Source organism: Kineosporia sp. A_224 (assembly GCF_002198655.1).
Classification (GTDB): Bacteria; Actinomycetota; Actinomycetes; order Actinomycetales; family Kineosporiaceae; genus R-H-3.
Genome location: NZ_MWLN01000165.1, coordinates 1 through 23,516, shown reverse-complemented (window position 1 = coordinate 23,516; position 23,516 = coordinate 1). Strand labels below are relative to the sequence as shown.

At 75.6% G+C, this 23,516-nt stretch carries 25 protein-coding genes; 14 read left to right on the top strand and 11 right to left on the bottom strand.

The features are described 5' to 3' along the window. Positions 1-6: 6 nt before the first annotated feature. The 7 genes from EDJALFJO_RS15050 to EDJALFJO_RS15020 are packed head-to-tail and all read left to right on the top strand — an operon-like array spanning position 7 to position 5,814. Positions 7-1,089, top strand: a complete 1,083-nt coding sequence (locus EDJALFJO_RS15050; protein ID WP_198950322.1) for an ABC transporter permease — start codon at positions 7-9, stop codon at positions 1,087-1,089. A gap of 11 nt (positions 1,090-1,100) precedes the next feature. After that, complete coding sequence (locus EDJALFJO_RS15045) at positions 1,101-1,967, top strand: ABC transporter permease (RefSeq protein WP_369812540.1); 867 nt, start codon at positions 1,101-1,103, stop codon at positions 1,965-1,967. A gap of 5 nt (positions 1,968-1,972) precedes the next feature. Then, positions 1,973-2,989, top strand: coding sequence for an ABC transporter ATP-binding protein (locus EDJALFJO_RS15040; RefSeq protein ID WP_088286669.1), 1,017 nt, complete (start codon positions 1,973-1,975; stop codon positions 2,987-2,989). After that, positions 2,986-3,969 (top strand): ABC transporter ATP-binding protein, encoded by a 984-nt coding sequence (locus tag EDJALFJO_RS15035; RefSeq protein ID WP_088286615.1) that lies wholly within the window; start codon positions 2,986-2,988, stop codon positions 3,967-3,969. The genes EDJALFJO_RS15040 and EDJALFJO_RS15035 overlap by 4 nt, the downstream gene beginning before the upstream one ends. After that, on the top strand, positions 3,855-4,418 hold the full coding sequence (locus tag EDJALFJO_RS15030; RefSeq protein WP_369812538.1) for a Rid family hydrolase: 564 nt from the start codon (positions 3,855-3,857) through the stop codon (positions 4,416-4,418). Before EDJALFJO_RS15035 ends, EDJALFJO_RS15030 begins: the two co-directional genes overlap by 115 nt. After that, positions 4,415-5,416, top strand: coding sequence for an LLM class flavin-dependent oxidoreductase (locus tag EDJALFJO_RS15025; protein WP_088286613.1), 1,002 nt, complete (start codon positions 4,415-4,417; stop codon positions 5,414-5,416). Before EDJALFJO_RS15030 ends, EDJALFJO_RS15025 begins: the two co-directional genes overlap by 4 nt. Continuing rightward, positions 5,413-5,814, top strand: coding sequence for a nuclear transport factor 2 family protein (locus EDJALFJO_RS15020; protein WP_088286611.1), 402 nt, complete (start codon positions 5,413-5,415; stop codon positions 5,812-5,814). Before EDJALFJO_RS15025 ends, EDJALFJO_RS15020 begins: the two co-directional genes overlap by 4 nt. 21 nt (positions 5,815-5,835) lie before the next feature. Here EDJALFJO_RS15020 and EDJALFJO_RS15015 read toward each other — a convergent pair whose 3' ends face one another. After that, on the bottom strand, positions 5,836-6,543 hold the full coding sequence (locus tag EDJALFJO_RS15015; RefSeq protein ID WP_088286609.1) for a response regulator transcription factor: 708 nt from the start codon (positions 6,541-6,543) through the stop codon (positions 5,836-5,838). A 67-nt stretch (positions 6,544-6,610) separates the two neighbouring features. Here EDJALFJO_RS15015 and EDJALFJO_RS15010 point away from each other — a divergent pair, with 67 nt between their 5' ends. The 3 genes from EDJALFJO_RS15010 (at position 6,611) to EDJALFJO_RS15000 (ending at position 11,054) form a co-directional block, all read left to right on the top strand. Further along, entirely contained in the window at positions 6,611-7,951 is a 1,341-nt protein-coding gene (locus EDJALFJO_RS15010; RefSeq protein ID WP_143448591.1) for a HAMP domain-containing sensor histidine kinase, read from the top strand. A 179-nt stretch (positions 7,952-8,130) separates the two neighbouring features. Further along, on the top strand, positions 8,131-10,404 hold the full coding sequence (locus EDJALFJO_RS15005; RefSeq protein WP_198950320.1) for a multicopper oxidase family protein: 2,274 nt from the start codon (positions 8,131-8,133) through the stop codon (positions 10,402-10,404). Beyond that, positions 10,404-11,054 (top strand): hypothetical protein, encoded by a 651-nt coding sequence (locus EDJALFJO_RS15000; RefSeq protein WP_088286605.1) that lies wholly within the window; start codon positions 10,404-10,406, stop codon positions 11,052-11,054. The genes EDJALFJO_RS15005 and EDJALFJO_RS15000 overlap by 1 nt, the downstream gene beginning before the upstream one ends. 68 nt (positions 11,055-11,122) lie before the next feature. Here EDJALFJO_RS15000 and EDJALFJO_RS14995 read toward each other — a convergent pair whose 3' ends face one another. Together EDJALFJO_RS14995 and EDJALFJO_RS14990 are read right to left on the bottom strand one after the other, a co-directional pair. Beyond that, the gene (locus tag EDJALFJO_RS14995) at positions 11,123-12,349 is read right to left on the bottom strand and encodes a DUF5925 domain-containing protein (protein WP_198950319.1); all 1,227 of its coding nucleotides are present in this window, start codon (positions 12,347-12,349) and stop codon (positions 11,123-11,125) included. Between the two features lie 93 nt (positions 12,350-12,442). Next, positions 12,443-12,829 (bottom strand): hypothetical protein, encoded by a 387-nt coding sequence (locus EDJALFJO_RS14990; RefSeq protein ID WP_088286603.1) that lies wholly within the window; start codon positions 12,827-12,829, stop codon positions 12,443-12,445. Between the two features lie 152 nt (positions 12,830-12,981). Here EDJALFJO_RS14990 and EDJALFJO_RS14985 point away from each other — a divergent pair, with 152 nt between their 5' ends. After that, entirely contained in the window at positions 12,982-13,839 is an 858-nt protein-coding gene (locus tag EDJALFJO_RS14985; protein WP_088286601.1) for an SAM-dependent methyltransferase, read from the top strand. Between the two features lie 13 nt (positions 13,840-13,852). Here the strand turns inward: EDJALFJO_RS14985 and EDJALFJO_RS14980 are convergent, their stop codons facing one another. The 6 genes from EDJALFJO_RS14980 to EDJALFJO_RS14955 all read right to left on the bottom strand — a co-directional run bounded on the left by EDJALFJO_RS14980 (position 13,853) and on the right by EDJALFJO_RS14955 (position 19,357). After that, positions 13,853-14,323 carry a GNAT family N-acetyltransferase gene (locus EDJALFJO_RS14980; protein WP_233149874.1) on the bottom strand — a complete coding sequence of 157 codons (471 nt, stop codon included), beginning with the start codon at positions 14,321-14,323 and terminating at the stop codon, positions 13,853-13,855. Positions 14,324-14,336: 13 nt separating this feature from the next. Next, entirely contained in the window at positions 14,337-15,419 is a 1,083-nt protein-coding gene (locus EDJALFJO_RS14975; RefSeq protein ID WP_198950318.1) for an acetamidase/formamidase family protein, read from the bottom strand. Further along, entirely contained in the window at positions 15,416-15,847 is a 432-nt protein-coding gene (locus tag EDJALFJO_RS14970) for a RidA family protein (protein ID WP_088286597.1), read from the bottom strand. The genes EDJALFJO_RS14975 and EDJALFJO_RS14970 overlap by 4 nt, the downstream gene beginning before the upstream one ends. A 179-nt stretch (positions 15,848-16,026) precedes the next feature. Beyond that, a complete protein-coding gene (locus EDJALFJO_RS14965) occupies positions 16,027-17,316 on the bottom strand; it encodes a competence/damage-inducible protein A (RefSeq protein ID WP_088286595.1) in 1,290 nt (429 codons plus the stop codon). A gap of 52 nt (positions 17,317-17,368) precedes the next feature. Further along, positions 17,369-17,971 (bottom strand): antibiotic biosynthesis monooxygenase, encoded by a 603-nt coding sequence (locus tag EDJALFJO_RS14960; RefSeq protein ID WP_088286593.1) that lies wholly within the window; start codon positions 17,969-17,971, stop codon positions 17,369-17,371. 471 nt (positions 17,972-18,442) lie between these two features. Further along, positions 18,443-19,357, bottom strand: coding sequence for an alpha/beta hydrolase (locus EDJALFJO_RS14955; protein WP_088286591.1), 915 nt, complete (start codon positions 19,355-19,357; stop codon positions 18,443-18,445). Positions 19,358-19,607: 250 nt separating this feature from the next. On the opposite strand from EDJALFJO_RS14955, the gene EDJALFJO_RS14950 reads away from it, so the two are divergent. Next, on the top strand, positions 19,608-20,579 hold the full coding sequence (locus EDJALFJO_RS14950; RefSeq protein WP_143448590.1) for a helix-turn-helix domain-containing protein: 972 nt from the start codon (positions 19,608-19,610) through the stop codon (positions 20,577-20,579). Here EDJALFJO_RS14950 and yiaA read toward each other — a convergent pair. Further along, positions 20,576-20,989, bottom strand: a complete 414-nt coding sequence (gene yiaA, locus EDJALFJO_RS14945; protein ID WP_369812539.1) for an inner membrane protein YiaA — start codon at positions 20,987-20,989, stop codon at positions 20,576-20,578. The two genes, EDJALFJO_RS14950 and yiaA, sit on opposite strands and share 4 nt — an antisense overlap. Positions 20,990-21,216: 227 nt before the next feature. On the opposite strand from yiaA, the gene mtnA reads away from it, so the two are divergent. Both mtnA and EDJALFJO_RS14935 read left to right on the top strand, forming a co-directional pair. Next, positions 21,217-22,299, top strand: coding sequence for an S-methyl-5-thioribose-1-phosphate isomerase (mtnA, locus tag EDJALFJO_RS14940; RefSeq protein WP_088286587.1), 1,083 nt, complete (start codon positions 21,217-21,219; stop codon positions 22,297-22,299). Then, entirely contained in the window at positions 22,296-23,015 is a 720-nt protein-coding gene (locus tag EDJALFJO_RS14935) for a class II aldolase/adducin family protein (protein WP_088286585.1), read from the top strand. Before mtnA ends, EDJALFJO_RS14935 begins: the two co-directional genes overlap by 4 nt. Positions 23,016-23,055: 40 nt before the next feature. Here the strand turns inward: EDJALFJO_RS14935 and EDJALFJO_RS14930 are convergent. Then, on the bottom strand, positions 23,056-23,516 hold a 461-nt coding region (locus EDJALFJO_RS14930; protein WP_198950316.1), incomplete at its 5' end, for a D-alanyl-D-alanine carboxypeptidase family protein.

The following is a 23,516-nucleotide window of genomic DNA, read 5'->3' as shown; positions in this document are numbered from 1 at the left end:
CCGACAGTGAGCTCTGCCGACAACGCCCTCCCGGTCCCGGTGGGACGCCCGCGCACGCGGGCGCCCCGCCGGGACCTGTGGCGCTTCCTCGCCAAGCGGCTCGTCGCCGGTGCCGTCCTGTGCGTGGGGATCACGCTCGTCTCGTTCGTCCTCACCCAGCTCGTCCCGGGCGACCCGGCCGCCGCGAACCTCGGCAACCGGGCCGTCGAGGACCCGGCCGCGGTCGCCGCGTTCCGGGCGCAGTACGGCCTCGACAAGCCGCTGCCGGTGCAGTACGGGGTCTACCTCGGCAAGCTCGTCCGCGGTGACCTCGGGGAGTCGCAGCAGAGCCACCGCAGCGTCAAGGCCGACCTCGCCGAGTACATCCCCGCGACGTTCGAGCTCGCCCTGTTCGCCATCGTGCTCTCGCTCGTCGTCGGCGTCACCCTCGGCATCGTCGCCGCGGTCTTCCGCGACCGCTGGCCGGACCAGGTGCTGCGCGTCGTGAGCCTCGCCGGCGTCTCCATGCCGACGTTCTGGATCGCGCTGCTCGCGTTCTTCGTCTTCTTCTACAAGCTCGGCTGGCTGCCCGGCGGCGGCCGGCTCGGCCCGGCGCTCACCCCGCCGCCGCGCACCACGGGGATGTTCACCGTGGACGCCGCCCTGGCGGGCCAGTGGGGCGTCCTCGGCTCCGCGCTGGAGCACCTCGTGCTGCCCGGGCTCGTCCTCGCCACCTACACCGTGGGGATGCTGCTGCGCTTCACCCGGGCCTCGATGCTCGAGATCCTCGGCAACGACTACGTCCGCGCCGCCCGGGCCAAGGGCCTGCCCGAGCGGGTCGTCGTCGTCCGGCACGTGCTGCGCCCGGCACTCATCTCGATCATCACCGTGGCCGGCCTCGCGTTCGGCAGCCTGCTCTCCGGCACCGTCCTCGTCGAGACGATCTACTCCTGGCCGGGTCTGGGGCAGTACGCGTACACGAGCGCCAAGAACCTCGACCTGCCGGCGATCATGGGCGTGAGCGTGGTCGTCGCGGCGGTCTACATCGCGATCAACCTGCTCGTCGACCTGCTCTACGGCGTCATCGACCCACGGATCCGGCTGTCGTGAGCGCCGGTTCCGTGCAGGCCGCGGCGGTGACGACCCCGGACGTCACCCGGGTCGCCCGCGCGCCGTGGCGCTCCCCGCTCGCGGTCGTCGGGCTGACGATCATCGCCGGCTGGCTCGTCCTCGCGGCCCTCGCGCCGTGGGTCGCCCCGAGCGACCCGCTCGCCCAGGACGCCGCGATCCTCCAGGCGCCCTCAGGCGCGCACTGGTTCGGCACCGACGAGCTCGGCCGCGACGTCCTGTCCCGGGTGATCCACGGCGCCCGGATCTCGCTCCCGCTCGCCTTCGTCCTCGTCGCGGCCTCGACCCTCATCGGCTCGGTGGTCGGCGCGGTCGCCGGCTTCTTCGGCCGCTGGGTCGACTCGGTCGCGATGCGGCTGGCCGACCTCGTCTTCGCGTTCCCCGGCATCATCCTCGCGCTCGCGATCGCCGCCGCGCTCGGCCCGCAGCTGCGCAACGCCGTCATCGCCGTCGTCATCGTGTCCTGGCCCGGCTACGCCCGTCTCGTGCGCAGCCTCGTCCTCGCCGCCCGGACCTCCCAGTACGTCGTCTCCTCCCGGCTGCTCGGCGCGTCCGGGTTGCGGACCCTGTTCGTCGACGTCCGGCCGAACATCGCCGGCCCCGTCCTCGTCATGTCGGCGCTCGACATCGGCAACGCCGTCCTGCTGCTGTCCGGCCTGTCGTTCCTCGGGCTCGGGGCGCAGCCGCCGACGCCGGAGTGGGGCGCGATGGTGGCCGCCGGGTCGCAGAACTTCGACCGCTGGTGGGTCGGCCTGTTCCCGGGCCTGGCGATCCTCACGGTCGTCCTGGCGTTCAACTTCGTCGGGGACACCCTGCGCGACGTGCTCGACCCGCGCACGGCCCGGGCGCTGCGCGAGTGAGCGCCGTGGAACCGCTGCTTCGGGTCGAGGACCTGCGCGTCGAGCTGCCGACCCGGCGCGGCCTGCGGCCCGCCGTCGACGGGTTGTCCTTCGACGTCGGCGAGGGCGAGATCGTCGGCATCGCGGGGGAGAGCGGCAGCGGCAAGACGATGACGGCGATGACGCTGCTCGGCCTGCTCCCGCACGGCGCCCGGACGAGCGGCTCGGCCCGGTTCGACGGACGCGACCTGCTCACGCTGGGCCGCCGGCAGCTCCGTGACCTGCGCGGCCGGCAGATCGCCATGGTGTCGCAGGACCCCTCGACGGCGCTGCACCCGATCCTGCCCGTCGGCACCCAGGTCACCGAGCACATGCGCCACCACCTGGGCCTGTCGAAGAGCGCCGCCCGGGCGGAGGCGGTCGACCTGCTCGCGACGGTCCGGATCCCCGACCCCGAGCGGGCGCTCGGCGCCTACCCGGGCCAGTTCTCCGGCGGCATGCGGCAGCGGATCGCCATCGCCGTGGCGCTCGCCGCCCGGCCCCGGCTGCTGCTCGCCGACGAGCCGACGACGGCGCTCGACGTCACCGTCCAGGCCGGGATCCTGCGGCTGCTCGACCGGCTGCGCCGCGAGCGCGGGCTCGCTGTCCTCGTCATCACCCACGACCTCGGGGTGATGTCGGCGGTCGCCGACCGCGTCGCGGTGATGTACGCGGGCCGGCTCGCCGAGAGCGGCCCCCGCGCGCAGGTGCTCGCCGCGCCGCGGCACCCGTACACGCGAGGGCTGCTCGACGCGCTGCCGCACCCCGAGGCCGCCGACGACCCGGCCCGGGTCGCGCTGCGGCCGATCCCGGGCAGCCCGCCCTCGCTCGGCGATGTGCCGGCCGGCTGCCCGTTCCACCCGCGGTGCGCCTTCGCCGTCCCGGCCTGCTCCACCGACCGCCCCGAGCCGCTGCCGGTCGCCGCGGGGCACCTGCTGGCCTGCCCGCCGGACCCGCTGCCGCGGGACGACGCCGCGCCCGTGGCCGAGGGGGCTCCGGCATGACCGGCGCCACGCCCGCCGCGGAGCCGACGCTGCTCGAGCTGACCGGGGTGGCCGTCGAGTACGGCCGCCGCGGTGCCCGGGTGCGCGCGGTCGACGGCGTCGACCTCACGGTGGCCGCCGGCGAGGTCGTCGGCCTCGTCGGGGAGTCCGGCTGCGGCAAGTCCTCGCTCGGGCGGGCCGCGGTCGGCCTCGAGCCGCTCGCCGCCGGCTCGGCCCGCTTCCTCGGCGAGCCGGTGACGACGATCGGCCGGGGTGCCCGCCCCGGCCGGCTGCGCCGGCTCCAGATGGTGTTCCAGGACCCGTACTCCTCGCTCAACCCGCGGCGCACGGTCGGCGACCTCGTCGCCGACGGCGTGACCCTCGGCGGCGGCAGCCGTGCCGAGGGCCGCACGCGGGCCGCGGCCCTGCTCGAGCGGGTCGGGCTGCCGGCGTCCGCGGCCGGTGCCTACCCGCACGAGTTCAGCGGCGGCCAGCGGCAACGGATCGCCATCGCGCGCACCCTCGCCGCCGACCCGCTGTGCATCGTCGCCGACGAGCCGATCAGCGCGCTCGACGCCTCCGCGCAGGCGACGGTCGCGAACCTGCTCTCCGGGCTGGTCCGCGACGGCGGCATCGGGCTGCTGCTCGTCTCGCACGACCTGTCCGTCGTGCGGCAGGTCGCCGACCGGGTCGCCGTCATGTACCTGGGGCGGGTCGTCGAGGTCGGCACGACCGAGCAGGTCTGGTCCCGCCCGCAGCACCCGTACACGCAGGCCCTCGTCGCGGCGATCCCGCGGCCGGACGGCGGCGGCGTGCTGCCCGCGGACCTGCCGGGTGACGTCCCCGACCCGGCGGACCCGCCGTCCGGCTGCCGGTTCCACCCGCGGTGCCCGATCGTGGAGGACCGCTGCCGCACGACCGACCCGCGCCCGGAGACCGTCGCCGGCCGCGAGGTGGCGTGCCTCGTGCGGGCCGCGCCGTCCGCCCGGGCCGACGCGTGAGCGGGCCGGCCGCGACGGGTGCCGGAACGCAACGGTTGCGGGACGGCACGGGGTGGCAGGACGTCGGCGGGTACAGCCGGGCGGTCCGCCGCGGTCCGCTCGTGGCGGTGAGCGGCACGACCGCGCACGGGCCGGACGGCGCGGCCCTGTTCCCCGGGGACACCTACGGCCAGGCCCGGCACTGCCTCGGCGTCGTCCTCGCCGCGGTCGAGGCGCTCGGCGGCACCCGGGACGACGTCGTCCGCACCCGCGTCCTGCTCGCCCCGGGCGCCGACTGGGAGGCCGCGACCCGCGCGCACGGCGAGGTCTTCGGTGCCGCACCGCCGGCGAACAGCACGTACTACGTCGCCGGGCTCGTCGGCGACGGCTTCCTCGTCGAGGTGGAGGCCGAGGCGTTCGTCGGGCCGGGCACCGGTCCGGCGGCGGCCGCGGGGACGGCGCCCGGATGAGGTTCTCCCTGCGGCTCAACAACGACCTCGGCCCCGACGACCTCGTGCTGCTCGCCCGCACCGCCGAGGACCTCGGCTTCGACCAGCTGTGGGTGTCGAACGACCTGTTCCTGCGCAGCGCCCCCGTGCTCGTCGCCGCGCTCGCGGCACGGACCACGACGCTCGGGCTCGGGATCGCGGTGATGAACCCGTACTCGATGAACGTCGTCGAGGTCGCGATGGCCGCGGCGACGCTGCAGGAGCTGAGCGGCGGCCGGTTCAGCCTCGGGCTCGGCGCGGGCTCGGAGGAGTTCCTCGGCTGGGCGGGGCTCGCCCGCCCGGCCCCGCTCGGGACGACCCGGCAGGCGGTCCACGTGCTGCGCCTGCTCCTCGGGCACGAGGACGTCGACCCGGCCGGGCTGCCCGGCTGGGCCGCCGCGAAACGGCCGCTCGGCATCCCTGTCGGACGCGCCGTGCCGGTCTACGTCGGGGCGATGGGCCCTCGGATGCTGCACATGGCCGGTGAGTGCGCGGACGGCGCCCTGCCCCTGCTCTACCCGCCGGAGCACTTCGCCGTCGCCCGCCGCCAGGTCGAGGACGGCATCGCGGCGGCCGGCCGCAGCCGCGCGGCCTTCGACCTGCCGGCCTGCTTCTGGGTCTCCGTGGCGCAGGACGCCGCCGCCGGCCGTGCGGCGCTGGCGAACAAGCTCGCGTACTACGGGCCCTCGATCTCGCCGACGCTGCTCGCCGCCGCCGGGCTCGCCCCGGGCGACTTCCTCCCGGCGGCGCGGCTGGCGCAGCGCGGCGAGGACGCCGCCGCCCTCGTCGACGACCGGATGCTGTCGCTCGGCATCGCCGGGGCCGCGCAGGACGTCGTCGACCGCTGCCGCGGCCTCGTCGCCCTCGGCGCGGACCACCTGTCCTTCGGGCCACCGCTCGGGCCGGACCCGGTCGGCGCCGTCCGGGTGCTCGGCACGGACGTCCTGCCCGCCCTGCGCGCGATCGGAGCCCCCGCATGACCGAGCACCTCACCGGTGACGCCGCCGAGGTCTGGGCGGCGATCAACGCGGTCTACGCGGCGTTCCTCGCCGGTGACCCCGTGACGGCCGACGCGCACCTGCACCCCGACGTGACGATCTGGGACTCCGAGCACGTCCCGCTCGTCGTCGGGCTCGGCGGGCTGGCGGCGCTGCGGGCGGCCCGGCCCGCGGCGGGGGAGGGGCCGCGGGTGCGGGCGATCGAGGCCGGTGAGCCGGTGGTCGACGTCTGGGACGACGTCGCGCTGCTGCGGCACACGCTCGTCGTCCGCTTCCACGGCGGGCACCCAGACGAGACGGTCCGGAACACGAGCGTCTGGCGCCGGGTCGGGGGTCGCTGGCTCGCGGTGCACAACCACGAGGACGTCCTCGCCCGCTGAGCGGGCCGCCGCCGGTCGCGCTCAGCCGCACGCTGCGCCGTCCACCTCCAGGCGGTACCCGAAGGAGTGCAGCGTCGTGATGACCGGCGCGTCCACACCGGCCGTCGTCGCCGCCTCCTGGAGCTTCTGGCGCAGCGTCGTCAACGTGACGTTGAGCGACTTCTGCGCCGAACGTCCGGGGTCCGGCCACAGCTCGCGCAGCACGACCTGGCGGCTGACGGCCCGGCCGACGGACCGTGCGAGCAGGGCGAGGAGCTCGAGCTCCTTGGGCCGCACCGGTGCCGTGACCCCGCCGACGCTGACGGTCCGGCGGTCGGTGTCGACCGTCAGCGCACCGGCGACGAGCGGCGCAGGCGGCGCCACGGGCGACAGCCGCCGGGTGTGCGCGCGCAGCCGGGCGAGCACCTCCATCATCGTGAACGGCTTGACGAGGTAGTCGTCCGCACCGGCGTCGAGCCCGGCGACGATGTCGATCGCCTCGCCGCGGGCGGTCGCGACGACGATGACCGCCTGCGGATGGCTGCGCCGCAGGCTCCGGACGACGTCGAGCCCCTCCGCGTCCGGCAGGCCCAGGTCGACGATGCAGACCCCGACCGGCCCCTGCGTCGCGGCACGCAGAGCCAGGGCACCGGTCACGCACCACGTGACCTCGTGCCCCTGCTCCTCGAGTCCCGCGGCCAGGATCCGGCCGATGATCTCGTCGTCCTCCACCACCAGCGCCCCTGGCATGCCCCAAGGCTACGATCGGCGCCGTCGCGGTCAACACCCAGATCAGGGGCCGCGCCCAGGAGGCCCGGTGCGGCGGCGGCTGGTGGTCAGCTCCCTCGTCACGACGTTCGTCGCGATCGTGCTCTTCGCCGCGCCGCTCGCGGTCGTCATCCACGTCGTCCTGCTGCGCGACGCCGACGCCGGGCTCGAGCGGGCCGCGCTGCGCCTGGCGGGTGCCCTGGACCCGGCCGGCCTCGCGGGCTCGGCCCGGGCGGCCGTCGCCCGCGACGTGGCGGGCCGCAGCGCCGGGGTGCGCCTGGCGGTCTACGGCCCCGACGGCCGGCTCGTCGCCGGGGAGGGACCGGCCACGACGCCGCTGCTCTCCCTCGACGACCCCTGGCCGCGGCAGTCGGACGCCGCCGGCTCCCGGGTCGTCGAGATCCCCGTCGAGGAGCGGGGTGTCGTCGTCGCGCTGGTGCGGGCCGCCGAGCCCACGACGGCGGTGCGGGTCCGGACCGTGCAGTCGGTCCTCGGGCTGGCCGCGCTCGGCCTGCTCGTGCTCGGGCTGACCGCCCTGGTCGCCCGCCGGCTGTCGGTCCGGGTGTCGGCGCCCATCCAGGACCTCACCACGGCGACCCGGGCCCTCGCCGAGGGGGTCTTCGCCGTCGACGTCCGCCGCACCGGCATCCCCGAGCTCGACGAGGCCGCCGCGGCGCTGACGGCGACCGGGGAGCGGCTCGGCACCCTGCTCGAGCGGGAGGCAGGCTTCGCGGACGACGCGACGCACCAGCTGCGCACGCCGCTCACCGGGCTGCGCCTCGCGGTCGAGGCGGCGCTGGCCGGGCCGGACCGCGCGCTGCGCGCCGGGCTCGGGACTGTCTCGGAGGCGACCGACCGGCTCGTCGTCGTCGTCGACGACCTCGTCTCGCTGCGCCGGCCGGCCGGTTCCCGGACCGGCGACCCGCAGGCCCGGCCGCTCGCCCCGGAGGCGCTCGGCCGGATGGCGGGGTCGCGCTGGGCGGCCGCGTACGCCCGCGCCGACCGCCCGCTCGACGTCCTGGTCGCCGCCCGCTCGGCCGGCACGACCGCGGCCGAGGCCGCCGTCCGGCAGGCGCTGGACGCCCTGCTCGACAACGCGTTGACCCACGGCAGGGGAGCCGTCACGGTCACGGTCCGGGACGCCCACGGGGCGGTCGCGGTCGACGTCGCGGACGAGGGCGACACGGCGCGGCTGCCGAGCGCGGAGCTGTTCCGGCGCGGGGTGACGACGGCCGGCGGCCGGGGGATCGGCCTCGCGCTCGCGCGCTCGCTCGTCGCCGCGGAGGGCGGCCGGCTCGAGCTCACCTCCCGTGAGCCGACACGGTTCACGCTGCTCCTGCCGGGCGCCACGGCCCCTGACAGCCCTGCCCCGACCGGCGAACCGGCTTAGCGAGGGCTTAGCCGGGCCCCCCCAACCCGCGGCTGCCGAGGGGGCCCGCCACCTGCTGATGATCGTCCTCGCGGGTCCTGCCGGGTGCGACGGCTGGACCGGCCAGGGGCGGCCCGGCACGGTGCGCGCCCCGCAGACGAAGACAGGCCGACAGGCCTAGGGGCGAAGGAGTACGACCCGTGAGCATCGACGATGACGTGCGCCGTGACGGCGCCGTGACCCACCCGGAGCCGGTGACGGCACCCGACGCCGCAGCGGCGCGACCGCAGCACCGCGGGCTCTCCCGCCGGACCGCGCTGCGGCTCGGCGCCGCCGGGACGGCGGCGGCCGGGGTCGCCGCGGCCCGCGTGGTCGCGGTGCCCGCGCTCGCCACGAAGGGCCAGCTCTCGCCGCAGGGCCTCGTGGGCGCGGCGTCCGTGGCCTTCTCCGACGCGGTCTACCTCGAGGCCTTCCCGACGAGCCCGCTCATCGTGTCGCCGTTCTCCGACGCGCTGCCGATCCCGCCGGCGCTGCGCCCGGTGCCGCAGTCCGAGTACAGCGCCTGGCCGAGCCCTCCCGGTCCCGGCACCGGCCAGCAGAACTCGCTGGGCAACCAGGCCCACCAGCTGTGGCCGGGCAAGGTCGGCTACCCCGACCCAATCGTCTACAAGATCGACGTCCTCGTCAGCCAGCACGCGTTCACGACGTCGAAGGTGCTGCCGATCGACGCCTTCGGCAAGCCGACGACCTCGTTCGACGAACGGGGCAACCCGGTGGCCGCGGGGACGGTCCGTGACCTCCCGCTGAGCACGATCTACGGCTTCAACGGGACCTTCCCGGGGCCGCGCATCAATGCCGAGTACGGCAGGCCGGCCCTCGTGCGGTTCGAGAACCGGCTCCACGAGAACCCGCTCGGGCTCGACCGGCAGGACTTCGGGGCGCCCGACTGGTCGTTCCTCACCCACCTGCACAACGCGCACACCGCTCCCGAGAGCGACGGCAACCCGCACTACTCCATGCGGTACGGGCCCAAGCACCACGGCTACCTGCCGCAGATGTGGGTCGACAACCTGTACCTCAACTGGCCGGCGGGCGGTGACGACCGGGAGAAGCAGAGCTTCTTCTGGTTCCACGACCACCGGATGGACCACACCGGCTCGAACGTCTACAAGGGCATGGTCGGCCTCTACCCGATCTACGACCCCAAGACCGGCTACCAGGGCCTGTCCGGCATGTACGACGGCGGCGACGAGCGCCAGGGCCTGCGGCTGCCCGGCGTGCGCCGCGACAACGGTGACGGCTCGTTCGACGTCAAGTACGACATCCCGCTGGCGTTCTACGACCTGCGGCTCGACGACGGCGTGACGACGCACAAGGACATCCACGACAGCCAGGGCGAGTTCCCGCTCGCGGGCAACCCGCGCACGCACCCGGAGTGGTGGGGCAAGAGCTTCTTCAAGCACTTCCCGAACCACGGCTTCGTCGGCGACATCTTCACCGTCAACGGCACCGCCTACCCGGTGCTGCGGGTCAAGCGCCGCAAGTACCGGCTGCGCTTCCTCGACGCATCGATCGCCCGGATCTACGAGTTCAAGCTCATGACGTCGTCCAAGGGCCCGGTCGCGGCCCGGGACCTCGGGCTGACGGGTGAGGACCTGCAGGGCCAGTACCGGATCCCGGACGGCCAGCAGTGCATGAAGTTCACCCAGATCGCCTCCGACGGCGGCCTGCTCCCCAAGCCGATCGTCCGCGACTCCTTCGAGCTGTGGCCCGCGAAGCGCCGCGAGGTCGTCGTCGACTTCACCAGGTACCAGGACGGCACCCCGACCACGCCGGGCGACGTCATCTACCTGACGAACGTCATGAAGATGGGCGACGGCCGGATGTGGGACAGCTCGACCCGGTTCTCCGCCGACCCGAGCTACAAGATCCCGATGATCAAGATCATCATCGAGGAAGCCGTCGTCGACAACAGCAAGATCCCGACGAAGATGCGCCCGCTCACGCCGATCCCGAGCAACTGGAAGACGCTGCTGGACAACCGGCACGTCTTCGAGGTGCAGCGCGGCGGGGCCGGCGGCGAGATCGAGTGGCTCATCAACGGCCAGCCGTTCGAGCCGAACCAGGTCGCGACGAGCATGAAGAACCCGGCCGGGAAGAGCCCGCTTGCCCAGCAGAAGAAGGGCTCCTTCAACCTCTGGGAGATCCGCAACGGGGGCGGCGGCTGGGTGCACCCGTTCCACCTCCACATGGAGGAGCACCGCACGGTCATGCGCAACGGCAAGGACGTCACCGCCGGCAAGGACGCCGGGCACCCCGACGACCTCTCGCGCGAGGACCTCGCGGCACTCGACCCCAGCGAGTCGGTGATCCTCTACCGCGGGTTCCGGGACTTCACCGGTCCCTACGTGGCGCACTGCCACAACCTCGCGCACGAGGACCACGCGATGATGTTCGGCTGGGAGATCACCTGATGCCGCCCGACGTCGCCGGCCGCGCACGGCAGGGCCGCCCGGTCGGGCCGGTCCTGCTCGTGCAGGCCCTCGTCGTCGGCGCCGTCCTGGCCACCGCCAACGGGTTCGTCGCCGCGGCCCTGCGCGGCGCGGTCGGCGTCGTCGGGCGCGAGCACGACCTGCTCGTCGACTGGGTGGTCGGCGCCGTCGTCCTGCTGCCCGTCTACGCCGGACTGACCCTCGCGGTCCTCCGCGCCGTGGCGGACCGACGGGCCGCGCCGGGGTGGTCGCGGACGTTCGCCGCGGCCGGGCTGCTCGTGTTCGGCGCGGGGGTCGTGGCCACCCTGCAGCTCGGGGCGGAGGCGGTGCTCGACGTCCGGGCCCAGGACCGCGAGCTGGCGTCGTCGTCCGCGCACTTCCACGCGGCGCAGGACCCGGCGCTCGTCGCCGGCGGCTCGGCGTCCTGCGACCGGCGCTGCGTGGCCCGCGGCGAGACGGTACGGGCGCATGTCCGCGCCGCGGGGGCCGCCGTCCCCGTGCTCGTCGCCACCGACCTGGTCCTCGTCGCCTGGCTGGTGTGCGCGGCCGGCGGCGAGGTGGCGTTCCCTCGCCCGGGGGAACGCCGTCACGAGGCCCCCGACCTCGTGGCACCGGTGCACCGGACCACCTGAGGGTGCCCCGCCCCCAGGTGGTCCGGTGCCGTCCGGTGGCCGGTCGGCTCGTCGCAGGAGCCGACCGGTCAGAGGTACAGGCCGACCCCCTCGGCCGGGGCACCGCCGACGGTGACCGGCGGGCCCTCGCCGCGGGCGGCGGCGGCGACCGCGAAGAGCTCGGCGAGCGTCGCGCCGCCCGGCGGCACCGGGGCGTCCGCACCGCGCGCGGCGAGCCAGGCGGCGCACTCGGCCGGGGACAGCCGGCCGACCTCGACCTGGGCCAGGCAGCGGCCCGGCCGCATGACCGCGGGATGCAGGGCGGAGAGCCGCTCGTTCGTCGTCAGCGCGACGAGCACCTGGGTGCCCTGGCCGAGCATCCCGTCGGTGAGGTTGAGCAGCCGGGAGAGGGCCTGGCCGGCGGAGGCCTTCGCCCCCTCGCGGACGAGCTCGTCGCAGTCCTCGAGCACGAGCAGCCGCCAGCGCGAGCGGCCGTCCGCCGGCCGGTCCTCGTCGTCCACCTCGGGCTCGGCCGTCGTCACCTCGAGCAGGTACGAGGGCTCGGCGAAGAGCCGGTCCGGGTCGAGCACGCAGTCCGTCGAGCACCAGGGCCGCCAGGCCTGGGCCAGGCTGCGCAGCAGCGTCGTCTTGCCGGTCCCGGGCGGCCCGTGGAGCAGCAGCACGCGGCCGTTGAGGCCCTCCGGGGTGAGCCCGGCGAGCCGGGACGCCGCCGTCGCGACAGGGGCCGCGTAGTTCGGCGCGATGTCCGCCCAGGCGGGCGCCTCGATCGCCCGCGGCCGGTACCGGGCCCCGTGCGCGGTGAGGTGCCAGAAGCCGACGCTCACGTGCGTGTCGGCCGCCGCGGCCGGCTCGACGGCCCCCCGGGTCGCCGCCTCGAGCACGGTGCGCGCGAGGTCCTCGTCGACCGCCGTGACGGCGACCTCGGCGCGCCGGGTGCGCAGCCAGTGGGTGGAGCGCAGCGTCCAGCCGTCACCGACGACGAGCGCGCTGCGGGCGTTGTCCTCGACCGCGTGCCGGGCCCGGACGCCGTCCGGCGGCAGCAGGGCGGCGTCGGGCAGGACGTCCTCGAGCGTCGTGCTCCGGGCGAACGGCTGGCGTCCGCTGACGAACGGCTCGAGCGCGAGCAGGTCGACGACGTCCATCGCGCGGTCCGAGTCGTCGAGCGCGACCCCGGCGGGCATGGTCACGGCCGGCGGCGCGCCGTGGTCGCCGGCCCGGCTCGCGGCGAGCGTGTCGGGCAGGGCGATGCGCCGCGGCGGGAGCGGGACCTCCCTCGGCGTCTCGTCGGTCAGCATCCGCCCATGGTCGCGGCGGCCCGCCCGGGCGTGCACCGGCTTTTCGCCGCGGTCACCGGTTCGGCGGCATCGTCCGCGGGCGTCGCTCCCGGGTCAGGCCGGCCGCGGGTCGAGCTCGACGGCGCGCTCGCCCTGGTTCTGCCGCGTGATCCGCCAGCGCTGCGGGTCGTCGTACTCGACGTCCACGGTGAGCCGTCCGGTGGCGTGCTCGACCCGGACGAGGCAGCTCACCCAGGGCGGTCCGCCGTCGTGCGCCGCCATCGCCGTGCGCAGGTCGCGGACGACGTCCAGGGTCCTGGTGTCCCGCGGCGCGGCCGGTTCCGGCGGGCCGTCCGGGCCGTAGCTGAACCCGTTCATCCGCGTCGAGGCGTCGTCGACGGTCGCGACGAGGACGACGTGCGCCCAGCCCGGACCGTTCGTCACCTCGTCGTCCGCGACGAGCAGGCGGCCGAGCTCGAGCACGAGGGCGTCGCGGTCCATGGACGGCGAGGGTAGCCCGGCCCGGCCCCGGCGACCTGAGGGGATCGATAACCTTGGCCCCCCGTCGTCCCATTCGTGACGATGATGGCCTAGGGTCGTTGTTCGTCCGGGGTGCCTGAGACGGCGCCGCGTTTCCGCGCTTGGGGGCCGAGATGACGCCGAACGACGGCACGACCGGCGGCACGCCGGGGACCACCACGGGGAGCCCGTCGGACGGCGTGTGGCCCCCGCCCGAGTTCGACACCGGCGCCCCGCACTCGGCGCGGATGTACGACTACTGGCTCGGCGGCAAGGACAACTACCCCGCCGACCGCCAGCTCGCCGACATGTTCATCCAGCAGATCCCGTCGCTGCCGGCGATGGCGCGGGAGAACCGGGACTTCGTCGAGCGGGCGACCCGGTACCTCACGGCGGCCGGCGTCACGCAGTTCCTCGACATCGGCACCGGGATCCCCACGAGCCCCAACCTCCACGAGGTCGCGCAGTCCGTCGTCCCGACGGCGAAGGTCGCGTACGTGGACAACGACCCGATCGTCCTCGCGCACGCCCGGGCGATGCTGCTCAGCCGCCCGGAGGGGTCGGTGGCGTACGTCGACGCCGACGTCCGCAACGCCGCGGACCTGCTCGGCCACCCGGAGATCGCCCCGGTCCTCGACCTGGAGCAGCCGGTCGGGCTCATGCTCATCGCGCTGCTCATGCTCCTCGGCCCGGACGACGACCCGCAGGGGGCGGTCGCCGCGCTGCGGGACGCCCTGCCCTCGGGCAGCCACCTCGCTCTGACCCACCCGACGGGCGACTTCGACCCGGAGTCGATGGGCGCGGTCACGGCGTTCGCGACGGGCGGCGGCATGACGTTCGTGCCGCGCTCGCAGGCCGAGGTGGCGGAGTTCTTCGGCGACTGGGAGCTCGTCGAGCCGGGGATCGTCCCGGTCCGTGCGTGGCGTCCTACGGGTCCGGTCGACAACCCCCGGTCGGCGTACTACTGGGCCGGGGTGGCCCGCAAGCCCTGACCCCGGCCGCCGGCTACTCGAGGACCGTCGTCATGAACACGCTGTTCGGGTCCGGCACGTAGTCCGCGAACGGCGGGCACGGGACGAACCCGTGGGCGGCGTAGAGCGCCCGGGCGGGTGCGAAGAACGGCATCGAGCCGGTCTCCAGACTGAGCCGGGTGAACCCGCGCGACCGGGCCTGCTCGACGACGTGCCGCAGGAGCAGCGCGCCGTAGCCCTGCCGGCGCCGCTCCGGGTGGGTCCGCATCGACTTCACCTCGGCGTGCGTGGCGTCGAGCGCCTTGAGCGCGGCGCAGCCGACCACCTCGTCGCCGTCGAGCAGGGTCCAGAACACGACCTCCGGCCGGCGCAGGCCGTCGAGGTCGAGCGCGTGCTTGCTCTCCGGCGGGCTCGTCGCCCGCATCTGCTCGAGGTGCGCCTCGAGGAAGGCCGCGATCTGCGGCCCCCTGAGGTCGTCCACGACGATCCGTAGCGTGTCCTGCACCGAGCGTCCTCCCTCACACCCAGGCGGCGAAGTCCGCCTTGCGAATCATGCAGTGGATCCCCTTCACCGTGTCCACCACCTGGCTGACCTCGAAGTCGGCGGCGGCCGAGAGGTACGCCATCGCTGTCGACCGGGTGAGGCCGAACCGCTCGGTGAGGAAGGTCAGCGCGTGGCGCACGCACTGCCGCATCGCCTCGTCGAGGTCGACGTCCATCCCGGTGGGGACCCAGTGCGTCGCGGTCTCGACGACCGGTGACGTGAGCGTCCCGACGGCGCGGGCGGCGTCGTCCCCGCTGAGCACCGTGAGCCGCAGGGTCGCGCGCAGCGAGGCCTCGACCGCGGTGAGCGCGACCTCGCCGTTGCCCTGCGCGTAGTGCGGGTCGCCGACGTAGAAAAGGCCGCCGTCGACCTGGACCGGCAGGTAGAGCGTGCTGCCCACCCGGGTCCACTTGATGTCGATGTTGCCGCCGTGGTCGCCGGGCGGCACCGAGTGGACCGCTTCCTCGGTCGCCGGCGCGACGCCCATGACGCCGAGGAACGGGTCCAGCGGGAACGTCGCGCGCCGCCCGTCCGGCGCGGCGACCGAGCTGACGAGCCGGCCGCCCACGACCGAGACCGGGCAGAACTCGAACACCGCCGGGACGCCGTCCTCGGGGAGCTCGCCGGGCAGGGCGCCGAGCCCGTGCCGGCTGCTCACGAACCCGTACGGCTGGCGGGGCACGAGGTCGAGGACGTCGACCCGCAGGACGTCGCCCGGCCGGGCCCCGGCCACGGCGACCGGTCCGGTGACGACGTGCGGGCCGTCGTCCGGGCCGTTCGGCAGGCCGCTCGCGGCGATCTCGACGGCGTCGGCCAGGACGTCGCCCGCCGCGACGCCGAACCCGGCGAGGAAGGCGACCGGGTCACGGCCCTGGTCGGCCATGATCCCCTCGTGGCTCAGGGCCTCGAACGTCACCGTCGCCCCGGAGGCGACCGAGAGCACGGGCGCGGACGCGGCGTTCGGCAGCCGGCCCCACGACACCGTGCCCGGGGTGGAGAGCAGCAGGTGCTCGCCGTGGAGGGTCCCGCTGCCGGGCTGGAGGACGGGCACCGTCATGCCGGCACCCCGGCGGCGGACGCCGGCAGGCCCACGACGAGGTCGATCTCGACGTCGGCGCCGACCGCGAGGCCCGTCGTCCCGACGCACGTGCGGCTGGGCAGCGGCCCCGTGAACCAGGTGCGGTAGAGCGCGTTGAAGGCGTCGAAGTCGCCGAAGTCGGTGAGGTAGACGCGCACCATGAGGGCGTCGTCGAGCGTCGCCCCGAAGGGCGCGAGGCAGGCGGCGAGGTTCGCGCGGACCTGCTCCGCCTGCGCGAGGACGCCGCCGGGCACGAGCGCGCCCGTTGCCGGGTCGGTCGGCATCTGCCCGGTGACGAAGAGCATCGACCCCCACCGGGTCGCGTGCGAGAAGGGTCCGACCGCCGGGGGCACCCCCTGCTCGGGAGTGAACGTGAACGACTGCTTGGACGGCGCCTGCTCGGGCATCGGACCTCCGGGTCGTGCGCCCCGGTGGTCCGGTGCCGCACGGGGCGAAGGCTAGGGGTGCCGGACCGGGCCGGCACAGACCGCGCGCCCGGTCCTCACGAGTTCTTTACCGCGCCGAAACATGCTGTGCGACAGCGGGATCCGCGTACCGGTCGATCGACAGGTACGGACCGTGCCCGTCAGTCGGCGGCGGTCCCGCCGGTCGCGAGCAGCAACCGCACCTCGTGCAGCGCCGCGGTGACCGTGATCTCCCGGACCTGCTCGCGGTCGCCCGGCAGGTGCAGCGTGCGGGCGCGCCGTCCGGTCGGCCCGGCGACGGCGACGTGCACCGTCCCCACCGGTCGCTCCGGGGTGCCGCCACCCGGCCCGGCCACGCCGGTGACGCCGATCCCGACGTCGGCGCCGAAGGCGGCCCGCGCGCCGTCCGCCATGGCGTCGGCGACCTGCGGGCTCACGGCGCCGTGCTCCGCGACGAGGGCCGCGGGCACACCGAGCAGTGCGGTCTTCGCGGTGTTCGCGTACGCCGCGACGCTGCCGAGGACGTACGCCGAGGAGCCGCTGCGGGCGGTGAGGCGGCCGCCGAGCAGGCCGCCGGTGCACGACTCGGCCGCGGCGACGGTCCACCCCCGGGCGACGAGCGCGGCACCGACGACGTCGTCGACCGTGGAGCCGTCGGTGGAGAAGACGGTCCGCGGGAAGTCGGTGAGCAGCGTGCTGCGGAGCACCTCGAGCCGGTCCGCGGCGGCGGGCGCGTAGCGGGTGACGACCTCGAGCTCGCCGCCGCGCAGGCAGGTGCTCACGTCGAGCCCGCCGAGCCGGTCCTCGACGCGCCGCAGCGACTGCGCGAGGTCGGCCTCGAGCGTGCCCCACAGGCGCACGGTGTCCTCGAGGAGGGCCGGCGCCCCGGCGAGGACGGCGCGCACGGCCGGCGCCGCGACGGCGTCCGGCCACATCCCGCGCAGCTCGGACGGCGGCCCGGGCAGGACGACGACCGGCGGGCCGGTGCGCCCGTCCGCCGGGGGGACGACGAGGCCGGGGGCGGTGCCCACCGGCGGCAGGACGTGTGCGCCGACGGGCACGGTGGCCTGCTTGCGGGTGCCGGCGTCGACCGCCGCCGGGTCGGCGGTCCAGCCGCGGCGGCGCATGAGCTCCTCGACCACGGCCCGCACGACCTTGTAGGTCTCCTCGTGGAGCTCGGACGGACGGCCCTGCACGTCACCGACGACGCGGGCGGTGAGGTCGTCCGCCGTCGGGCCGAGGCCGCCGCTCGTGACGACGAGGTCGTGGTCGGCCATGAGGTGGCGCAGCGCCGCCTCGAGGTCGTCGGGGCGGTCGCCGACGACGACGATCCGGCCGACGTCGGCACCGAGCCCGCGCAGCTGCTCGGCGAGCCAGGGACCGTTGCGGTCCGTGACCCGGCCGGTGAGCACCTCGGTACCCGTCACGACGACGCCTGCACGCACGGTCATGGGCCGTACCGTACGGCCCGGCCCGGGGCCGCCGCGCGTCGGCCGGTGGGTCTCAGTGCCCTCTGAGCCAGGGCCGCAGCAGCCGGGAGAGCCACGGCACGCCGCCCCACACCATCCACGGGACGATGACGACGGTCGACAGCAGGATCCGGGCCGGGAGCGGCCAGGCCGTCAGGTGCGGCGTCACGAGCCAGTTGAGCAGCAACGACGCGGGGAACAGCGCGAGCGCGATGACGAGCGCGGTCTTCCACCGCGGCGGCGCCGGGGTCCCGGCCGGCTCCCCGACCGCCCGGAAGAGGCTCTCGAAGCCGCTCACCGAATGCGCCTGGCTCGGCCCGGCGACGAGCGCGGCCGAGCGGGCGAGCCAGTCCCGGCGCACCTCGCTGTGCTCCCAGTCCGACAGGCTGTGGGCGTCCGTGAAGCTGAAGGCGATGACGAGGTCGTCCCGGTCGGGCGGCGAGGCCGGGTAGACCTGGGCGCCGAGGTGCCCCGGGAACCCGCTCGCGGCAGCGACGATCCCGCGGGCCCAGCGCTCGAGGTCGGCCTCCCGCCCGGGCGCCGGGCGCCGGGACACGACGACCGAGACAGGCAGGTGCACGCCGTCGTCGTGTGCGTCGTCGTGCACGCCGTCCGTCGTCCCGGGGTCCGCAGTCATGGTCCTGATGCTAGGAGCGCATCGTCCGGCTGCCTGCGGACGTTCCGCAGGGGGCCGGTAGGCCGTCGTCCCGTGCCTGGTCGCCGGCGCTCGTCCTCTGGCGGGTGCAGCACGCGTCCGGGCGTCCTCTGGCGGGTCGTCCACGTATCGAGCGTCGTCCTCTGGCGGGTCGCGCTCGCAACGTCGCACGTCCTCTGGTGTCTAGTGCACGCAACGCGTCCTCTGGTGTCGAAAGCACCTCTCCCGTGCGTTGTGGAGTGCTTCTCGCACCAGAGGACGACGTTGCGTGCACGAGACACCAGAGGACGACGCGCGAGAGGTTCGTATGCCGCCAGAGGACGCCACCCGATACGTGCGCGACCCGCCAGAGGACGTCACCCGATACGTGCACGGCCCGCCAGAGCACGCGTGACGAGTGCACGACCCGCCAGAGGACGTGCAGCCCGCGCACTCGCCCGGCGCGCGAGGCGGCTACCCGAGCAGGTGCTCCAGGAACCAGTCCCGCTGGACGGCGCTGGACCGGGTGAACGCGTCACCGACGTACGCGTCGAAGTGGCCGCCCGGCAGCACGAGCAGCTTCTTCGGCTCGCGGGCCCGCTCGTAGGCCGCGGTCGTCAGGTCGGCGACGGTGAGGTGGTCGCCGGCCGCGACGACGAGCAGGAGCGGGGTCGGGCTGATCTTGTCGATGTAGTCGCCGGGCTCGTACTCGGTGAACAGCTCGACGGACCTCAGCGTCACCTCGTTCCTCCACGTCTTCGCGCGGTCGAGGATCGGCCCGAGGAAGAAGTCGTGCGTGTCAGCCGTCGGCAGCGCGCTGGGCTCGGCCGGGTCGTCCTCGTAGGCGACCTTGATCGTCGCCGGGGCGCCACCGGCGTAGCGGGACACCCGGTCGGCGTCGAACATCGCGCGCAGCCCCGCGAAGTGGTCGGCCCGGATGAGCCGCCGGGCGTTCTCCAGGCCGCTGATGAGCGGGACCTGGGCCACGACGCAGCGCACCCGCCGGTCGATCGCGGCGACGACGAGCACGTGCGCCCCGCTGTAGCTCGAGCCCCAGATCCCGACCCGCGCCGGGTCGATGCCGGGCAGCGCCGAGCCCCACGTGATCGCGTCCCGGTAGTCGCGGACCTGCTGCCACGGGTCGATCTCGCCGCGCGGCCCGCCCTCGCTCTCGCCGAGGTTGCGGTTGTCGTAGACGAGCACCGACAGGCCCGCGGCGACGAAGACGTCCGCGAAGTCGTCGAGGTACATCTCCTTCGTCGCGGAGAACCCGTGCGCCATGACGACGAGCGGCGTCCCGTCGCCGTCGCCGTCGCCGCCGTCCGGGCGGTAGAGCCAGCCCCGCAGCGTCGTGCCGTCCTCGGTGCGGAACCCGACGTCCTCGCGCATCGTGTCGCTCCTTCGCGATGGGCGCGGCTCCGTCGCCGGGCCCGGTGCCCGCCATGCTGCGCGCCGCGGGCGCCTGCGGTCCGGCGCCGCGTGCACGCTTGCCCGGCGTTGCGTGCAGGACCGGTGCCGGCAGGGCGTGGACACCGCGCCCGCCGGGTACGGATACTCGAAGGGCCGCGCCGCGGGCCGGACCACCTCGCGCCGTGCCGCGGCGCCGCACCACCTCGCGCCGTGCACGAGGAGGGACGACGTGACCGCTCCGACCGACTCCGGCGTCCGGTCCTGGGCCGTCGCCGACCTGCCGCCCGGCGACCGGCTCGAGGGCTGGGCGGAGGCGATCTGCACGACGCACCTGCCCTGGGCGCTGGACGGCCGCGGCGGCACGCTGCTCCCGGACGCTGTCGTGACCCGGCGGATGCTCGGGCCGGTCGCCCTCGTCGACTGCGTGGCCGGGGCCGGGGCGGGCGGCCGGACGGCGCGGCACGCCGCGGCGACCGACGGCGAGTACGTCGGGGTGCTCGTCGTACGGGAGGGCGTGGAGCATCTCGAGATCGACGGGGAGCGGTTCGTCGCCCGGGCCGGGGACGTCGTCGTCTGGGACAGCCGGGTGCCGACCCGGTTCCGGATCCCCGAGCGGCTCGTCAAGCGCACCCTGCTCGTGCCGCGGGCGCGGTTGCCGCAGGTCGCGGAGCGCTCCGGGCAGGCCTGCGCCCGGGGACTGCTGCCGCGGACCGCGGCCACCGCCCTGCTCGTCGACTACCTCGCCGCCGTCGTCGGCCGGTGCGCCGCCGACGACCCGCTGCCACCGGCCGCGGCACTCGCCGCGGGGAGCGCCGCCGTGGACCTGCTCGCCGCCGTCCTCGACGACGACGGCCCCGGTGCCGACGGACCGGCCTGGCACGACGCGGCCTGGCAGGTCGCCCGGGCCTACGTCGAGGAGCACCTGCACGACCCCGCCCTCGACCCGCGTGCCGTCGCCGCCGCGACCTCGTTGTCGCTGCGCGCGCTGTACGTGCTCTTCGAGCGGCACGGCGAGACCGTCGTCGGGCACGTCCGGCGGCGCCGCCTCGAGCGGGCGCACGCGGACCTGCTGCGCCTCGGGCCGCGGACGACGGTCGCCGCGGTCGCGGCCCGCTGGGGGTTCGCCGACGCGGGGACGTTCACCCGCGCGTACCGCCGCGCGTACGGCGTCCCACCGAGCCGCACCCTGCGCGAGGGCTAGAGCAGCGCCGGCCGCTCGGTGGCCGGGGCCTGCGTCGCGGCGAGGTCGCGGACGTTCTTCTGGACGGCGACGGACGCGTAGACCGCGAGCGTGAAGGCCATCGCGTAGAAGCCCTTCTCGCTGCGGGCCAGGGCCGCGTTCCACAGCCCGACGGTGAGCAGGACGACGGCCGCGCCGGCGCCGAGCCAGCACAGCCCGTGGTAGATCGCCGAGACCGCGACACCCTCGAGCCGGTCCCGGACCGACTTCTGGAGCGAGACCGCGGCGAACAGCGCGAAGAGCAGGACGGTGAGGTAGAACCCCTTCTCGCTCATCGTCATCCGTGCGTTCCACAGCCCGACGAGGTAGCCGAGGCAGCCGGTGAGCAGGGCGAGCCACGACACCCCGACGAAGGCCGCGCTCGGTCGCAGACCGTCCGGCGGCGCCGCCGGGCCGGTGACGGGCGGGGTCGTCGGTGCGGGGAAGGTGGGCAGCGGGACGCGGGACTCGGGCACGGGGGCCTCCGGGAGGGCGGTGCGGTGGTCGTCACCGCGACGTCGCCGACGCTAGGCGGCCGGGCACCGGGCGGGCCTGAGTAGCCCTCGTCATCCCGGGGCGGGCGTGGCCCGGCAGCGCCCGGCCTGGGAGAGTCGTCGGCATGGATCCCGCCGCTGCCGACGCGCCGACCGACGGGGACGGCGGGCTGCCGCCGGGCCGGCCGGTCGGCTGGACCGGCGAGGCGCTGCGGCTGCTCGACCAGACCCTGCTCCCCGGCCGCGTCGTCCACGTCGACGTCACCGACGTCGACACCCTCGTCGACGCGGTCCGGCGGCTCGTCGTCCGGGGTGCCCCGGCCCTCGGCGCGGTCGGTGCGCTCGGGGTCGTCGTCGCGATGCGGCAGGCCCGCCGCGAGGGCTGGGACGCCGTCCGGCTGGCCGCCGAGGTGCACCGGGTCCGTACGGCCCGGCCGACGGCGGTCAACCTGGCCTGGGCGGTCGACCTCGTCGAGCCGCTCGTCCCGCAGGGCGAGGCCGCCGTCCTCGCCGCCGCGCAGCGGATCGTCACCGAGGACGGCGCCGCGAACCACGCGATCGGCCGGCTCGGCGCGGACTGGCTCCTGGAGCGCGTCGCCCGCCGCCCGCTGCGGGTCCTCACGCACTGCAACGCCGGGTTCCTCGCGACGACCCAGTGGGGGACCGCGCTCGGCGTCGTCCGCGAGCTGCACCGCCGGGGCGTCCTCGAGCAGGTCTACGTCGACGAGACGCGGCCGCTGCTCCAGGGCGCCCGGCTCACCGCGTGGGAGCTCGCCAGGGACGGCATCGCGCACGTCGTCCAGGCCGACTCGGCCGCGGCCGGGACGATCCTCGGCGGGCTCGTCGACGTCGCGGTCGTCGGTGCGGACCGGGTCGCGGCGAACGGCGACGTCGCGAACAAGGTCGGCACGCTCGGGGTCGCGCTCGCCTGCCGGGAGGCCGGGATCCCGTTCGTCGTCGCGGCCCCGGAGTCGACCCTCGACCTCGCGACGGCCGGCGGGGAGGCCATCGAGATCGAGCTGCGCGACGGCGACGAGGTGCTCGTGCACGCGGGGGTGCGGACCGCCCCCGCCGGGACCCGCGGGCACAATCCCGCCTTCGACGTCACGCCGGCCCGGTTCGTCACCGCGCTCGTCACCCAGACCCGGGTCCTCGAGGTCTCCGCGGGGCGGCTGCCCGGGGACAGCACGAACGACGGGACGGCATGAACGGGGACGGCGTGAACGGGGACGGCGTGAACGGGGACCGCGGCAGGCTGCCGCGCGGGACGACGGCGCTGCGCACGCAGATCGCGACGGTGTGCCGCGGCCTCGCCGAGCAGGGCGTCGTCCCGGGGACCGCGGGCAACGTCTCCGCCCGCGACGGGGACCTCGTGGCCGTCACGGCGACCGGCGTGGTCCTGCGCACCGCGACCCCGGACGACGTGACGGTGGTGGACCTCGACGGGACGGTCGTCGACGGCGCGCTCGAGCCGACGTCGGAGCTCGCGCTGCACCTCGCGGTCTACGCGCGGACCCCGGCGCGTGCCGTCGTCCACACCCACGCGCCCGCGTCGACGGCGGCCGGGCTGCTCGTCGACGAGCTTCCGGCCGTGCACTACGCGACCCTGCAGCTCGGCGGCCCGGTCCGGGTGGCCCCGTTCGCGCCGTTCGGGACGCCCGAGCTCGCCGCGGTCGTCGTCGAGGCGCTGCGCGACCGGCGGGGCGCGCTCATGGCGAACCACGGCGCGGTGACCTGGGGCGCCGACCTCGCGGAGGCCGCGACGCTCGCCGAGGTCCTCGAGTGGACGTGCGACGTGTGGCTGCGGGCGGCCGCGGCCGGGACGCCCCGCGAGCTGTCCGCCGCCGACCTCGCCGCCGTCGCGACCCAGATGACCCGGCGCGGGTACGGGCGGCCGCGGCCGGCGGGGGAGCGGCCGGCCTGACCGGCGGGCCCGACCGGCCGGCCCGCTCCCGTCGTGGCCGTCAGCCTCCGTACTCGAAGTGCCAGGCCTCCGGTTTCGAGCCGCCCCGCTGCGCCCACGCGGGGTGGAACCAGCCGTAGAGCGGGGCGTGGACGAGCATCCAGCGGTGCTCGGCGGTGCCGAAGCTCTCGATGCCGCCGCACAGGTCGAGCGCCGTGCCCCAGCCGTGGTTGCTCGTGCCGGGGCGGGCGGCCAGCCGCGGCTTGGTCATCGAGAGGGTCACCTGGACCGACAGCGGGCGGTAGGAGTCGGTGATGCAGGGGGCCGAGCCGAACTGCCGGGAGTAGGCGCGGGCCAGCTGCTCGAACCCGTGCGCGGCGTCCGCCCGCAGGTGCTCCCGCGGAGCGAAGGACAGCGGGCAGAGGGCGTCGAGCGGGATGCCCCCGTTCGGGTAGGCGGCGGCGGGGCCGCCCGGACACCGGCCGACGGGGCCGAGCGCGGGCGGGCGTCCGCCGCCTACCC

Coding starts and splice junctions, on each gene's coding strand:
- EDJALFJO_RS14995 (WP_198950319.1), bottom strand. CDS start 12,349: ATGCTGACCGACGAGACGCCGAGGGAGGTCCCGCTCCCGCCGCGGCGC.
- EDJALFJO_RS15035 (WP_088286615.1), top strand. CDS start 2,986: ATGACCGGCGCCACGCCCGCCGCGGAGCCGACGCTGCTCGAGCTGACC.
- EDJALFJO_RS15025 (WP_088286613.1), top strand. CDS start 4,415: ATGAGGTTCTCCCTGCGGCTCAACAACGACCTCGGCCCCGACGACCTC.
- EDJALFJO_RS14960 (WP_088286593.1), bottom strand. CDS start 17,971: ATGACTGCGGACCCCGGGACGACGGACGGCGTGCACGACGACGCACAC.
- EDJALFJO_RS14985 (WP_088286601.1), top strand. CDS start 12,982: ATGACGCCGAACGACGGCACGACCGGCGGCACGCCGGGGACCACCACG.
- EDJALFJO_RS14970 (WP_088286597.1), bottom strand. CDS start 15,847: ATGCCCGAGCAGGCGCCGTCCAAGCAGTCGTTCACGTTCACTCCCGAG.
- EDJALFJO_RS14935 (WP_088286585.1), top strand. CDS start 22,296: ATGAACGGGGACGGCGTGAACGGGGACGGCGTGAACGGGGACCGCGGC.
- mtnA (WP_088286587.1), top strand. CDS start 21,217: ATGGATCCCGCCGCTGCCGACGCGCCGACCGACGGGGACGGCGGGCTG.
- EDJALFJO_RS15015 (WP_088286609.1), bottom strand. CDS start 6,543: ATGCCAGGGGCGCTGGTGGTGGAGGACGACGAGATCATCGGCCGGATC.
- EDJALFJO_RS14965 (WP_088286595.1), bottom strand. CDS start 17,316: ATGACCGTGCGTGCAGGCGTCGTCGTGACGGGTACCGAGGTGCTCACC.
- EDJALFJO_RS14975 (WP_198950318.1), bottom strand. CDS start 15,419: ATGACGGTGCCCGTCCTCCAGCCCGGCAGCGGGACCCTCCACGGCGAG.
- EDJALFJO_RS14990 (WP_088286603.1), bottom strand. CDS start 12,829: ATGGACCGCGACGCCCTCGTGCTCGAGCTCGGCCGCCTGCTCGTCGCG.
- EDJALFJO_RS14955 (WP_088286591.1), bottom strand. CDS start 19,357: ATGCGCGAGGACGTCGGGTTCCGCACCGAGGACGGCACGACGCTGCGG.
- EDJALFJO_RS15000 (WP_088286605.1), top strand. CDS start 10,404: ATGCCGCCCGACGTCGCCGGCCGCGCACGGCAGGGCCGCCCGGTCGGG.
- EDJALFJO_RS15020 (WP_088286611.1), top strand. CDS start 5,413: ATGACCGAGCACCTCACCGGTGACGCCGCCGAGGTCTGGGCGGCGATC.